This is a genomic window from Arcicella sp. GW458-12-2-14-TSB2, assembly GCF_059423785.1.
The window spans coordinates 30,826-43,772 of the sequence record NZ_JBWKYN010000023.1; the positions used below are offsets into that span (position 1 = coordinate 30,826).

Here is a 12,947-nt window from a genome sequence, read left to right on the forward strand (position 1 = left end):
TACAATAAAATACCATTTATCATGTTATTTAGTGATATTATGTATATCACTAATAGTCAGTCCGCTATGTTTGATTATTCTTGGGTGCTTTAGCTTTAATAATTAATCTTAACGATTGGTCATAGGTAATATAATTCCATAGCCAGTTAATAAATATCAATACCTTGTTTTTTACGCCTACAATAGCGATTAAGTGTACAAACATCCATGTAAGCCAAGCAAAAAAACCTTGAAAACGCCAAAAAGGTAAATCTACTACAGCTTTGTTTCTACCGATAGTAGCCATTGACCCCAAATCTTTGTATTTAAAATCTTCGAGGGCATTTCCTTTTAGTATATTTTTTAGATTAGTAGCCAGTAATTTACCTTGCTGTATCGCTGGTTGAGCTACTTGTGGATGACCATTCGGAAATTTATCCTCAGTCATATACGCTACATCACCAATCGCAAAAATGTTTTCATAGCCATCTACCAGATTTTGTCTATTTACTTTCAACCTTCCTCCACGAACCATGACTTCAGGCTTGATACCCTGTATCACATTCGCTTTTACCCCCGCAGCCCATACTAAATTGTTGGTTCGGATAGTAGTTCCATTATTAAAATAAACATGCTTACCATCAAAATCAGTCACTCGGGTATTGAGGTGGACAATTACGCCTAATTGTTCCAGATAATCTTTTGATTTAATTTGTGCATTAACAGACATCGGTCCTAATAATTCAGCCCCAGACTCTATAATGTGCACTTGCATCAAATTGAAATCTAGCTCTGGATAATCGTTTGGCAAAACCATTTTTTTCATTTCAGCCAACGTACCTGATACTTCCACACCAGTAGGTCCGCCACCTACTACGACCACATTCATCAAGCCGATTTTGTCTTCTTCTTGATCAGCCAATAAGGCTTTTTCAAAGTTTTCTAATAACCTATTCCTAAGCCCTAGTGCTTCGCTTACCGATTTCATGGGCAAAGCATTATCTTCAATATTTTGATTTCCAAAAAAATTGGTGTCGGCTCCAATCGCTAATACTAAATAATCGAAAGTAAGCTCGCCAATATTAGTTACAATAATGTTTTGCTCAGGGATAATCTTTGTTACAGTTGCCACCCTTACAAACACATTGTTGTAATGATGAAAAGCTAGCCGAAGCGGAAATGAAATGGCTGATGGTTCGAGCCCCGCAGTTGCTACTTGATAAAACAGCGGTTGAAATTGATGATAATTGTTTTTGTCAATCAGAACAACTTCAAAATCATCACTACCTGCTAATTCTTGGGCTAATTTTAGTCCTCCAAAACCCGCTCCAATGATTACTACTCTCTTACGATTACTTTCTTGAATGTTCAGGGGCATACTGTTCTTAATTTAGGATATCTACAGCACAGGGTTGGGGTGGAAATTTCCAACTTTTAGCTGTCACTTCTTCATAGTAACGTTCATATAGGGGTAAAATATTGGCAATATCAAATTCTTTGGCTCTTTCATGGGCATTATGTTTGAATCGGGCTAATACTTCATCATCTTCAAGAATTGATATAGCATTTTTTGCCATATCGTCAGTATCTCCAATTTTCGAAACATAACCTGTTACACCATTAATGTTTACTTCAGGCAAGCCACCAGCATCTGATGAAATAATTGGAACTTCACAAGCCATTGCTTCTAGTGCTGCCAAGCCAAAACTTTCTTTTTCAGAAGTCAGTAAAAATAAATCTGCCAATGAAAGTACTTCCTCTATTACATCTAATTTCCCTAAAAATCTTACGTCTTGTTGTACGCCCAATTCTCTACAAAGCATTTCAATAGAAGTACGTTCTGGACCATCGCCAACTAAGAGTAACTTAGAGGGAATCTTCTGATTTACTTTATGAAAAACATGTACCACGTCCTCAATTCTCTTTACCTTCCTGAAATTTGAGGTATGCATTAGCAATTTTTCCCCATTTGGACAAATCGCTATTTTAAAATGATCTTTACGAAGCTTTTTAAAACGCTCCAAATCGATAAAATTAGGAATCACCTCAATTTTACTGACAATTTCAAATTCTTCATAAGTATCATTTTTCAAACTTTCAGAAACTGCTGTTACCCCGTCGGACTCGTTGATAGAAAAAGTAACGACAGGCTCAAAGGAAGGGTCTTTGCCTACTAAAGTAATGTCTGTTCCATGCAAAGTGGTGATAAAAGGAATGTGAATACCTTTTGATTTTAGAATTTGTTTAGCCAAATAAGCCGCCGAAGCATGCGGAATAGCATAATGAACATGTAATAAATCGAGCCTTTCATTGAGAACTACGTCAACTATTTTACTTGCCAATGCCGATTCGTAAGGAAGGTATTGGAAAAGTGGATAGCTGGATACACTCACTTCGTGATAGTAGATATTTTCGTTAAAAAAGTCTAACCTTGAAGGTTGTGAATAGGTGATAAAATGTACTTCATGACCTGCCTTAGCAAGTGCCTTACCTAATTCTGTGGCTACTACACCACTACCTCCGTAAGTAGGATAACAAACAATTCCGATTTTCATTAATCTAATATTGAAGCGGTTCGCCGCACGTTGTGGATATGTAAAGTTAAGTCTTAGCGAATAGACTTATTAAGAGACTAACACACAAAAACAAAAAAAAATCTCTTTAAGTCACTAAAAAGTTTTTTAAGGGACGAAAATGGAATAAATTTGGTTGTTAGAGTAAATCGTTTATCCCACTGTTGCTGTTTAATTCACGAAAGCTAGCCTTTAACAAAATGTTGAGAACCCCTCGTAAAGTAACATATCTACAAGTAATTATGGGCTTTAGTCGACTAATCCGTTGGCAGAATTTAGCAATTATCGTATTTACCCAATATTTCACAAGGTATTTCCTAATTCGTGATAAACCGCTTTCTTTTACTCACTTATTTGAAATTTTATTCGAAAAAAACTTATTTCTCATCTCGTTGGCTACTGTGTTTATTGCCGCCTCAGGCTATATCATTAACGATTATTACGACATTAAGATTGACCTTGTCAATAAACCAGATAGGGTAGTGATTGGGCGATATATCAAAAGAAGATGGGCATTATTGATACACCAATTTTTTAATGGTGCTGGCATAGCATTAGGACTATTAGTAGATAAAAAAATAGCCTTAGTAAACCTATTTGCCGTTTTTTGTTTGTGGCTCTATTCAAATCAACTAAAAAGATTACCCTTTTGGGGGAATTTAATGGTAGCTATCCTCACGGGTTTTTCTTTATTAGTGTTGGCTGTTTATTATCCCGGACATCAGCGTCAGGTATGGGTATATGCTACTTTTTCGTTTTTTATTACTTTAATTAGGGAAATAATTAAAGACATGGAAGATGTGAAAGGGGACGAACTGCACGGGTGCAAAACACTTCCTATCATTTGGGGGATTGCTCGCACCAAAAGGCTCGTTTTTGGATTTATAGCAATATTTATTTCCATTTTGTTTGTATTAGCTACACAGTTGCCTAATCAGCGAGTAGCTTATATTTTTCTAGTACTGATGTTCCCCGTAGGTTTTTTGACCTATAAATTAGTATATGCCGATAAGCCAGACGACTTTGCTTTTCTAAGTAATGCTTGTAAAATGATTATGCTGATAGGTGTGCTAACGATGATATTTGCATAGAAATGCCAAAGTTACATAAAATAAAAAGAGGCCTCGCTTAAGCGAAGCCTCTGAATAATCATCATTAAAGTTTATCAAAAATGTTCAAAACCTGGGGACGTAACATTAATCAATGTGCCAGATTTCATCATTAGTTTTACGCCATCAACATCGTTTGTCATATAGCCCAAAAAGCTAATATCAGCCATATTTTTGATGGTTTCAAAATCTTCTTGTTTTACGGTAAATAATAACTCATAATCTTCACCACCATTCAAGGCTGCCGTCATCGGACTAAAATTCAATTCAGTAGCCACTAAATATGTTTGGTCGTCGATTGGAATTTTATCTTCAAAAATCACTGCACCCGTGCCCGAGTTTTTACAAAGATGTAGTAACTCAGAAGCCAATCCGTCTGAAACATCAATCATTGATGTAGGGACAACCCCTAAATCACGCAATTCATAGATTACATCCATTCTTGCATTCGGTTTCAATTGGCGCTCTATCACATAATCTTTGTCTTTATCTAACTGAGGTTGCATATCTGGATTAGCCAAGAATACCTGTTTTTCTCTTTCAAGGGTTTGTAGACCAATCAAGGCAGCACCCAAATCGCCCGAAACGCAAATAATATCATTTGTCTTGGCAGTATTTCTTAAAACGATATTCTTTTTTTCAGCAGTACCCAATGCCGTAATCGAAATCACTAGTCCAGCACGCGAAGCGGAAGTATCACCACCTACCAAATCTACTTTATATTCATCACAAGCTATCTTGATTCCTTCATACAATTCTTCAATGGCTTCTACTGAAAAACGATTGCTCAACCCTAGGCTAACCGTAATTTGCTTAGGAATAGCATTCATCGCTGCAATGTCAGAAACGTTCACTGCAACAGCCTTATAGCCTAAATGTTTAAGGGGTGTATAAGCTAAATCGAAATGTACGCCTTCCATCAAAAGATCAGTAGACACTACTAATTCTTTGCCAGCGGTATCAATAATGGCAGCATCATCGCCAATGCCTTTGATAGTTTCGGGATTAATATTTTGAAATTTTGAATCGATTAACTTTATCAAGCCAAATTCTCCGATTGTACTTAATTCTGTTCTTGTTTCCATGATACAAAGTTACGTTGGATTTTGTGATTGAGACAACCGAAGGATTGATATTTTAGGGAAAAGAAAAAAGCCACCCAGTTACGGATGGCTTCGGTGCAATAATTTATGTTTGGTTTAAGGATTTACTAATTGTAAATTAACAATTTTATTGCCAGCTTTTATATCAGCTTGCAAAGATTCCAAGGTAACAGCAGCGCCAGTACCATCAATACTAACAATAGTGAATTCTATTGTACCTGTAGTACCTGTAGGGTTGCTTCCTGCTGCGTTTTTCAAGCCTGTAAGGCTTAAAGTTTTATCTGAGTTAGTTAAAGTCCAGCTTCCTGTGAAAGTCGAGTTGTCTTTAGCAGTTAATGTAGCCGCCCCTGATGAAGTTAAGCTTAATTTATAATAACTATATCCAGCCTCGATGTTGGTTGCTTTTGTTTTGTTATAAACTTCAACACCAGCTTCTTTAGCAATACTTACTGTGAATGTTTTAGTTAGCTTTTCTTTCACAGATGGCTCAACTGGATTTTTACCACCACAGCTACTTAATACTAAGATAAATGCAAAGAGAATAGGAAGGGATAGAATTAATTTTTTCATTACCATGTTAGATTTTTAATTTTTGAGAGATAAAAATGATAAAATAAATTGATTTCAGCAAATTTGATACAATATATAAAAAATAATTATGCTAAAAAAATACTCGAAATCTCAACTATCGTTAAGAAATGGTCAAGACCGTGATGAAATCTGGGTAGCTTACAAAGGTCATATTTATGATGTTACACATTCCAGACTTTGGCGTAATGGTAAACATTACGAACATTGGGCTGGCCAAGACTTAACTGATGAGCTAAAAGACGCACCACATACTGATAAAGTTTTTGAAAAATTTGTTGTTGTGGGTGAATTGGTTTAGTTACTTTTATATGACTACTACACCTAAAAAAAGGTTGCATTTCATTTTTATAATAATACATTTTAAATAGAAACAATGATTTTAATTGCAGAAAGTGGCTCAAGTAAAACAGATTGGCGAATGATTGCTCCCAACGGAAGCGTATCTCAAGTCAAAACGATTGGGTTGAATCCATATTATCAAACTACTGATTCTATTATTGAAGAATTACAGAAAAATTTATTGCCTTCTCTTAACAATCAGGTAGTTTCTGAGGTTTTTTATTATGGTACGGGTGTGACTAACGATGAAAAAGCAGATATTATTCGTTTGGCTTTTAAAGCAATTTTTACGGAGGTAAAATCTGTTGAGGTTCATAGTGATATGTTGGCGGCTGCACGTGCTTTGTGTGGACACACTGCTGGCATTGCCTGTATTTTAGGAACGGGTTCCAATTCTTGTTTTTATGATGGCAATGATATTACTTTTCAAGTACCACCTTTAGGTTTTTGGTTAGGCGACGAAGGCAGCGGAGGCTATCTTGGCAAACAATTAGTATTAAGCTATTTACACAAAGAAATGCCACTGGATATCCGTGAAAAATTTGAAAAGCGTTTCGGTATCAAAGACCGTCTGGAGGTGTTAGATAATGCTTATCTGAAGCCTTTTCCAAATCGTTATTTTGCTTCTTTTTCAAAATTTATTTTTGATAATCGAAATAATCAATTTACGTTTAAGTTAGTAACAGACGCTTTCGGTTTATTCTTTGAAAAATACTTATTGAAGTATCCCGATTATCAGCAGTACAAAGTTCATTTTACGGGTTCTGTCGCTTTTTATTATTCAGATATTCTTAGAAGGGTAGCTATCGAAAATGGCTTTAGCATAGGAATAATTATGGAAAGCCCCATCGCAGGATTAACATTATATCATAAGCCAACAAAGTTGTAAAACCTTACTAAAAAATGAATTCTGTTCGGCTTTTAGGCGTTTAAAATAAAGAGATAGTTCTTAGCTATATCAGAAGATGACGCTTAACCTTTTAAAAAAGATACATATTTATGGCTAATTATATTTTTGTATTACTTTTTTAGTAAAGAGTTATATTTTTGGTAGATTTTTGTCAAGCTTTGACCTTAGAATTGTAAATTAGGAAATGGTTTTAGTGATAATGTACAATTAAAAAAGGAGAATAATTTCATGGTAAATTACGATAGAAATTTAGGCACAAAACAGAAGGCTCTTCGCATCAATCTAGACCGCAGGATTTATGGCTCTTTTGCTGAAATCGGGGCGGGGCAAGACGTTGCGGCTAATTTTTTTAAGTCTGGTGGAGCATCAGGTACAATTGCAAAAACCATCTCAGCATACGATATGGCTTTTTCGGATGCGATTTATGGAGAAGAAGAGTCAGGGCGATATGTAGTAGAAGCTCGCCTAATGAAAATGCTTACGCGTGAGTATAAGTTATTGAATGTACGCTTGACGGAAATGGCCTCAGAACGTACATTTTTTGCTTTTGCTGATACAGTGGCTGCTTTAAACTATCAAAAAACAAATGACCCTCATGGTTGGATTGGACTACGTTTCCAACTTGAGCCAAATGGTGCACCAAACGATGTTGTTATTCACGTAAGAATGAAAGACAATGATAACGTACTACAGCAACAGGCTTTGGGGGTTATCGGTGTAAACCTGATGTATGGTTGTTTTTATTACAATGCTCAACCCGAAATTTTACTTCAATCTTTGATGGATGATTTATCCTCAGATAGAATTGAGATTGATATGATTCGTTTTCGTGGGCCAGATTTTAAAGAGGTAGACGACCGCTTGATGTCGCTGCACCTTGTAAAAAATGGATTTACCAATGCAGCACTTTTTGGTCCAGATGGCAATGTAATGCAACCTTCAGAAGCGTTCTATAAAAAACATATTGTAGCAGTGCGTGGTCGTTTCAGACCAGTGACTAATGTTTCTTTAGATATGATCAAAACGGGCTTGAAGCAGTTTGAAGCTGAGCCTGATGTGGATGATGATAAAGTGGTTTTATTAGCCGAGCTTACTTTAAAGAATTTACAAGCTGGCGGAGAGCAAATCAATGAAAGAGATTTCCTAGACCGTGTAGATATATTATGTTCACTCGGTCACACAGTATTGATTTCAAACTTCCATGAATATTATCGTCTAGTACAATACTTATGTGGTTTTACTAAATTAAGGATGGGTTTGATTCTGGGAATGCCTAACCTCGATTATATCTTTGAAGAAAAGCATTACACGAATATTGCAGGGGGAATTCTTGCGGCTTTCTCAACATTGTTTGCTCCTAAAATTAAATTGTATTTGCATCCAATGTTGAATGCTGAGGGAGAAATTGTAACTACTAAAGAATTTACTCCTCCTTCGCACCTGAAAGGGTTGTTCCAGTATTTGCAAGACAACGATAAATTTGCCGATATTAAACAATATGATAAGGACTTGCTGAAAATTAATACTGATGCGGTGTTGAGATTAATACAGTCTGGCGAGCCTGGATGGGAGGAATTAGTACCGCCAGTAGTGTCTAAATTGGTAAAAGGGAATTGTTTATTTGGATATCCTTGTGAAGTAACGCCTGCATAAGAAACTAGAACGGCTAATTCTCAAATCCTTCCTATTAGGCGGTGACTTAAGTCACTGCCTAATAGGAAGGATTTGATTTTTTTACAGTTTAATAGCTCTCACTACTTCTCTTTTTCCCCATATACCTACATGCTTTTCTACTTTAAATCCTGCTTGTTCCATCGCTCTTCTTACAACCGTTTTTGAGCAATAAGTAGTCAAGAATCCCCCTTTTTTTAAGAAAGATGCCACATGGGTAAATGTCTCTACCGTCCAGAGTTCTGGTTGTGAAGAAGGAGCAAAGGCATCATAATAAACTACATCAAATAGTTGTGATGTCTTAAAATCTTGAAGCGTACAGTTTACTTTTCGAAGTGAAAAATTAGGCGATATTTCAATATTTTCATGCCAATTTACATGATGAAGTTTTTGAAGCAAATCAGTTTCAGTACCAGTCTGATAATTCAATGATGATACATCTTCTTCTGAAATTGGAAAAGGCTCAAGAGTGGTATACTGCACTTGGAGGTTGTTCTTTTGTGCCTCTAAGGCTGTTACCAAAGCATTTAAGCCAGTGCCGAAACCTATTTCTAAAATATTAATCTCATTCGTTTCTTGCATTTTAGCCAACAATCCCAATTCAATATATACTCTTTGGGTTTCGTCTAAAGCACCACGAACGGAATGATAATATTGGTTAAACTCTGTGCTGAATAAAGTAGTAAAACCGTCGTCAGTAATTCTTACTCGTTGCATTTTTTTTTTAGACAAAAGATTTTTAGACACAAGATACAAGACAAAAGATTATAGATACAAGACAAAACTAATTACAAGATTTTAGCATTAAAAGTAGGTCAAAAATCTGTATAAATTTTTCTGTTTTTGAGGTATATTTTTCACTTTTAATTTAAAGAATAAAGACTTGAATCTGAAAGTTTATGCTATCAAATTCAAGTCTTAAAATTCTTGTGTCTTTTATCTTGATTCTTCTATCTCGGGACTAAAGCATCTCCACAAAACTATCAAACAAATAACGAGAATCGTGTGGGCCTGGTGATGCTTCAGGGTGGTGCTGAACCGAGAAAGCAGGTTTGTCTACTCTTCTTAAACCTTCCACCGTTTTGTCGTTTAGGTTAATATGAGTAAGTTCTACATTTTCGTTCGCTTCCAATTCTCCCATTTTTACGGCAAAACCATGGTTTTGTGAAGTAATTTCTGATAAACCAGTTACCAAGTTTTTCACAGGGTGATTTAAACCACGGTGTCCGTTTTTCATTTTATACGTTGAAAGACCAGACGCTTGTGCCAAAATTTGGTGTCCTAAACAGATACCGAAAGTAGGGCTATTGTTATCAACAATCTCTTTTACAGTTTCAATAGCGTAAGGCATTACCGCAGGGTCGCCTGGGCCATTAGAGATAAAATATCCGTCAGGATTCCACGCTTGCATCTCTGAATATGGCGTTTTAGCAGGGAATACTTTCAAATAACAATCTCTATCAGTAAGGTTACTTAGAATACTTTTCTTTACACCTAAGTCTAATACAGCCACTTTGTGTTCAGCATCAGGATTGCCCAAGAAATAAGATTCTTGTGTACAAACTTTTGATGAAAGTTCAAGTCCTTCCATTTGAGGCACTTTAGCCAACTCCTTTTTTAATTCTTCCACATCTAAGATTTCAGAAGAAATAATACAGTTCATCACACCTACTTCACGAATGTGACGTACAATTTGACGTGTATCAACTCCTGAGATTCCTACGATTCCTGCTTTCTCAAAGTAATTTTGCAAAGAGCCATCAGATGTTTTACGTGAATGGATTGGTGAAAATTCATTACAAACCATTCCTGAAATTTTTATAGAGCCTGACTCTTCTTCTAAATCGTTAACAACTCCATAATTACCGATATGAGAAGTCGTATTTACAATTACTTGTCCGAAATATGAAGGGTCAGTATAAATTTCCTGATAGCCAGTCATACCTGTATTGAAGCAAATTTCTCCGCCACTCGTCCCGATTTTCCCAAGGGCATTCCCTCTAAAAACTGTACCGTCTTCCAACAACAAAATAGCTGCTTGGCTTTGTGTTACTTTCATTTGATTGTTTCTTGGTTACTGTAAAGATTGTACTATAAAAAAGGAGGTCAATTAATTTGACCTCCTAATAAAAATATTTTTAGAAACGATAAAACAGCCTTTTTTTGAAGGTAAATCTTTGGACATTTCCCAAAAGTTACTTGTAAAAACTGCTTGTATCATCATTTGTTTCATTTCTGGTACAAAGATAGGGAATAAAAGATTTTTGGACAAATCCAATATTCTTAATTTTGAAATAGAACATAAATTTATCGAAAAACATTCATCATCATGAATAATAAAAAAAGCACAAACCCCAAAGAGCCTGTGCTTTTAATAGCTTGTTTATTGAAAACAGGTTTTCAATAACGATATTTTATTACAATACAGCTTCAGCCAAAACTAAAATTTTGTTGTTCAATACTTCAACAACACCACCATCAATGATGAATTCTTGTTTGTCAGCCGCTAATGTTCCTTTTCCTAATGTCGAAACGATAGGAGCGTGGTCTTTCAAAATTTGAAAAGAACCATCTGTACCTGGTAGCGTAACAACGTCTACTTCACCAGAGAACACTTTCTTGTCGGGAGTAATAATTTGTAAATTCATTTTTTTTCAGTTTATGAGTGTATGAGTTAGAAGTTTATGAGTAAAACCTTACTCATAAACTCATTTACTCCTAAACTTTATTTCGATGCTTCAGCTACTAATCTTTCTCCTTTAGCAATAGCATCTTCGATACTACCTACTAAGTTAAAAGCAGCTTCAGGAAGGTGGTCATAATCTCCATCAATGATTGCGTTGAATCCTTTGATAGTGTCGTTAATATCAACCAATACTCCTTTTAAACCTGTAAATTGTTCAGCCACAAAGAATGGTTGTGACAAGAAACGTTGTACACGTCTAGCACGAGATACTACCAATTTATCATCTTCAGATAATTCGTCCAAACCAAGGATGGCGATAATATCTTGTAATTCTTTATAACGTTGAAGAATCTCTTTAACACGTTGAGCAGTGTTATAGTGAACATCACCTAAAATACTTGGAGATAAAATACGTGATGAAGAATCTAATGGATCCACGGCTGGATAGATACCTAATTCAGCAATCTTACGAGATAATACTGTAGTAGCATCTAAGTGAGTAAACGTAGTAGCAGGAGCAGGGTCAGTTAAGTCATCGGCAGGTACATAAACAGCCTGTACTGAAGTAATTGAACCTCTTTTTGTTGAAGTAATACGTTCTTGCATCGCACCCATTTCAGTAGCAAGCGTTGGTTGGTAACCTACCGCCGAAGGCATACGACCTAAAAGAGCCGATACCTCTGAACCTGCTTGTGTAAAACGGAAGATGTTATCAATAAAGAAAAGGATATCACGTCCTTGGTCTTCACCTTCAGCATCACGGAAATATTCAGCAACTGTCAAACCTGAAAGAGCAACTCTAGCACGGGCTCCAGGAGGTTCGTTCATTTGACCGAACACCAAAGTAGCTTGAGAACCTAAAAGAGCCTCTTCGTCTACTTTAGATAAATCCCACTCTCCTTTTTCCATTGCGTGTTTGAAATCTTCACCGTAACGAATTACGTTTGATTCAATCATTTCACGCAATAAGTCATTACCCTCACGAGTACGCTCACCAACACCAGCAAATACCGAAAGACCTTCGTAAGCTTTAGCGATGTTGTTGATAAGTTCCATAATTAATACAGTCTTACCCACACCAGCACCACCAAATAAACCAATTTTACCACCTTTTACATAAGGAGCAAGCAAGTCGATTACTTTGATACCTGTGAAAAGCACCTCAGTTGAAGTTGCCAATTCGTCATACTTTGGAGCAAGACGGTGGATTGGCATTGATTTGTTAGATTTAGGCTGAGGAATACCATCAATAGCCTCTCCAACTACATTGAAAAGACGTCCTTTGATGCTTTCTCCAGTTGGCATAGACATTGGTTGACCTAAGTCATAAACGTCTTGACCTCTTTGAAGTCCTTCTGTTCCTTCCATTGCAATGGTACGAACTCGGTCTTCACCTAAATGTTGTTGTACTTCGAGAATAACTTTGGTGCCGTTGGCTTTTGTAACCTCCAAGGCATTCAAAATTGTGGGGAGATGAGAGTTAGCACCCTCGAAGCTCACGTCCACAACCGGTCCGATTACTTGCGTAACTTTCCCTATATTGACTGCATTTGCCATTTGTATTGTGATTTTGTTATCTGATTGTCAAGTGATTACGTTTTTTATGTACTTAACGTAGTATTTCAGACTGCAAAACTACTTGGTAAAATTCAAATTAACAATTCTGTTTTTGGATTTTTACCATATTTTTTGCTTAAAAAGTATCGTTTTGTTGGATTGGTTTAAGAGGGAGCCTTAAAAATTATGATTTTTTCATGGTTTTTAGGACAGAATCACTTTTTGCTCAATATCTTCTTAAAAGTATCCATTTCAACTCTTTTTGCAAATTCAGTAATTTTGACGGTTTACTATAATGTTATTTCTTAATAGACTTAAGGAAGTTTGGATAAAAAAATACTTTAAACTGTAAATAATTTGCCAGACTTTCAACAAAGCATAATAATTACCAAATTTGTGCATTAGTAGTATTAGCAAAAACATTACTGC

12 protein-coding genes are annotated in these 12,947 nt (G+C 36.0%); 4 read left to right on the forward strand and 8 right to left on the reverse strand.

Annotation, left to right across the window (positions count from 1 at the left end; all coding sequences use genetic code 11):
* Positions 1–64: 64 nt before the first annotated feature.
* Positions 65–1,357, reverse strand: coding sequence for an NAD(P)/FAD-dependent oxidoreductase (locus tag AC07XN_RS05365; protein WP_494742288.1), 1,293 nt, complete (start codon positions 1,355–1,357; stop codon positions 65–67).
* Positions 1,358–1,364: 7 nt separating this feature from the next.
* Positions 1,365–2,534: an N-acetyl-alpha-D-glucosaminyl L-malate synthase BshA gene (gene bshA, locus AC07XN_RS05370; protein WP_494742289.1), complete on the reverse strand. Its 1,170-nt coding sequence runs from the start codon at positions 2,532–2,534 to the stop codon at positions 1,365–1,367.
* A gap of 218 nt (positions 2,535–2,752) precedes the next feature.
* Between bshA and AC07XN_RS05375 the strand changes: the two genes are divergently transcribed.
* A complete protein-coding gene (locus AC07XN_RS05375; RefSeq protein WP_309913499.1) occupies positions 2,753–3,643 on the forward strand; it encodes a geranylgeranylglycerol-phosphate geranylgeranyltransferase in 891 nt (296 codons plus the stop codon).
* Between the two features lie 74 nt (positions 3,644–3,717).
* On the opposite strand, the gene thiL is transcribed toward AC07XN_RS05375, so the two are convergent.
* Both thiL and AC07XN_RS05385 read right to left on the reverse strand, forming a co-directional pair.
* Positions 3,718–4,746: a thiamine-phosphate kinase gene (thiL, locus tag AC07XN_RS05380; protein WP_309913502.1), complete on the reverse strand. Its 1,029-nt coding sequence runs from the start codon at positions 4,744–4,746 to the stop codon at positions 3,718–3,720.
* 114 nt (positions 4,747–4,860) lie between these two features.
* Positions 4,861–5,334: a hypothetical protein gene (locus AC07XN_RS05385; RefSeq protein WP_494742290.1), complete on the reverse strand. Its 474-nt coding sequence runs from the start codon at positions 5,332–5,334 to the stop codon at positions 4,861–4,863.
* Positions 5,335–5,422: 88 nt separating this feature from the next.
* Here AC07XN_RS05385 and AC07XN_RS05390 point away from each other — a divergent pair, with 88 nt between their 5' ends.
* The 3 genes from AC07XN_RS05390 (at position 5,423) to AC07XN_RS05400 (ending at position 8,257) form a co-directional block, all read left to right on the forward strand.
* Positions 5,423–5,653, forward strand: a complete 231-nt coding sequence (locus tag AC07XN_RS05390) for a cytochrome b5 domain-containing protein (RefSeq protein WP_309913507.1) — start codon at positions 5,423–5,425, stop codon at positions 5,651–5,653.
* Between the two features lie 75 nt (positions 5,654–5,728).
* Positions 5,729–6,583, forward strand: a complete 855-nt coding sequence (locus tag AC07XN_RS05395; RefSeq protein WP_494742291.1) for an N-acetylglucosamine kinase — start codon at positions 5,729–5,731, stop codon at positions 6,581–6,583.
* A gap of 249 nt (positions 6,584–6,832) precedes the next feature.
* The gene (locus AC07XN_RS05400) at positions 6,833–8,257 is read left to right on the forward strand and encodes a TonB-dependent receptor (RefSeq protein WP_309913512.1); all 1,425 of its coding nucleotides are present in this window, start codon (positions 6,833–6,835) and stop codon (positions 8,255–8,257) included.
* Positions 8,258–8,338: 81 nt separating this feature from the next.
* Here AC07XN_RS05400 and mnmC2 read toward each other — a convergent pair whose 3' ends face one another.
* The 4 genes from mnmC2 to atpD all read right to left on the reverse strand — a co-directional run bounded on the left by mnmC2 (position 8,339) and on the right by atpD (position 12,518).
* The gene (gene mnmC2, locus AC07XN_RS05405; RefSeq protein WP_494742292.1) at positions 8,339–8,992 is read right to left on the reverse strand and encodes a tRNA (5-methylaminomethyl-2-thiouridine)(34)-methyltransferase MnmC2; all 654 of its coding nucleotides are present in this window, start codon (positions 8,990–8,992) and stop codon (positions 8,339–8,341) included.
* 244 nt (positions 8,993–9,236) lie between these two features.
* Positions 9,237–10,334, reverse strand: coding sequence for a glutamine-hydrolyzing carbamoyl-phosphate synthase small subunit (gene carA, locus AC07XN_RS05410; RefSeq protein ID WP_309913516.1), 1,098 nt, complete (start codon positions 10,332–10,334; stop codon positions 9,237–9,239).
* A 358-nt stretch (positions 10,335–10,692) separates the two neighbouring features.
* Positions 10,693–10,923 (reverse strand): ATP synthase F1 subunit epsilon, encoded by a 231-nt coding sequence (gene atpC / locus AC07XN_RS05415; protein WP_309913518.1) that lies wholly within the window; start codon positions 10,921–10,923, stop codon positions 10,693–10,695.
* A 77-nt stretch (positions 10,924–11,000) separates the two neighbouring features.
* Complete coding sequence (atpD, locus tag AC07XN_RS05420; RefSeq protein ID WP_309913520.1) at positions 11,001–12,518, reverse strand: F0F1 ATP synthase subunit beta; 1,518 nt, start codon at positions 12,516–12,518, stop codon at positions 11,001–11,003.
* Positions 12,519–12,947 lie beyond the last annotated feature (429 nt).

What these genes read in the sequence shown, in the direction of transcription:
- AC07XN_RS05365 (WP_494742288.1), bottom strand. Translation starts at nt 1,357, where the DNA reads ATGCCCCTGAACATTCAAGAAAGTAATCGTAAGAGAGTAGTAATCATT.
- bshA (WP_494742289.1), bottom strand. Translation starts at nt 2,534, where the DNA reads ATGAAAATCGGAATTGTTTGTTATCCTACTTACGGAGGTAGTGGTGTA.
- AC07XN_RS05375 (WP_309913499.1), top strand. Translation starts at nt 2,753, where the DNA reads ATGTTGAGAACCCCTCGTAAAGTAACATATCTACAAGTAATTATGGGC.
- thiL (WP_309913502.1), bottom strand. Translation starts at nt 4,746, where the DNA reads ATGGAAACAAGAACAGAATTAAGTACAATCGGAGAATTTGGCTTGATA.
- AC07XN_RS05385 (WP_494742290.1), bottom strand. Translation starts at nt 5,334, where the DNA reads ATGAAAAAATTAATTCTATCCCTTCCTATTCTCTTTGCATTTATCTTA.
- AC07XN_RS05390 (WP_309913507.1), top strand. Translation starts at nt 5,423, where the DNA reads ATGCTAAAAAAATACTCGAAATCTCAACTATCGTTAAGAAATGGTCAA.
- AC07XN_RS05395 (WP_494742291.1), top strand. Translation starts at nt 5,729, where the DNA reads ATGATTTTAATTGCAGAAAGTGGCTCAAGTAAAACAGATTGGCGAATG.
- AC07XN_RS05400 (WP_309913512.1), top strand. Translation starts at nt 6,833, where the DNA reads ATGGTAAATTACGATAGAAATTTAGGCACAAAACAGAAGGCTCTTCGC.
- mnmC2 (WP_494742292.1), bottom strand. Translation starts at nt 8,992, where the DNA reads ATGCAACGAGTAAGAATTACTGACGACGGTTTTACTACTTTATTCAGC.
- carA (WP_309913516.1), bottom strand. Translation starts at nt 10,334, where the DNA reads ATGAAAGTAACACAAAGCCAAGCAGCTATTTTGTTGTTGGAAGACGGT.
- atpC (WP_309913518.1), bottom strand. Translation starts at nt 10,923, where the DNA reads ATGAATTTACAAATTATTACTCCCGACAAGAAAGTGTTCTCTGGTGAA.
- atpD (WP_309913520.1), bottom strand. Translation starts at nt 12,518, where the DNA reads ATGGCAAATGCAGTCAATATAGGGAAAGTTACGCAAGTAATCGGACCG.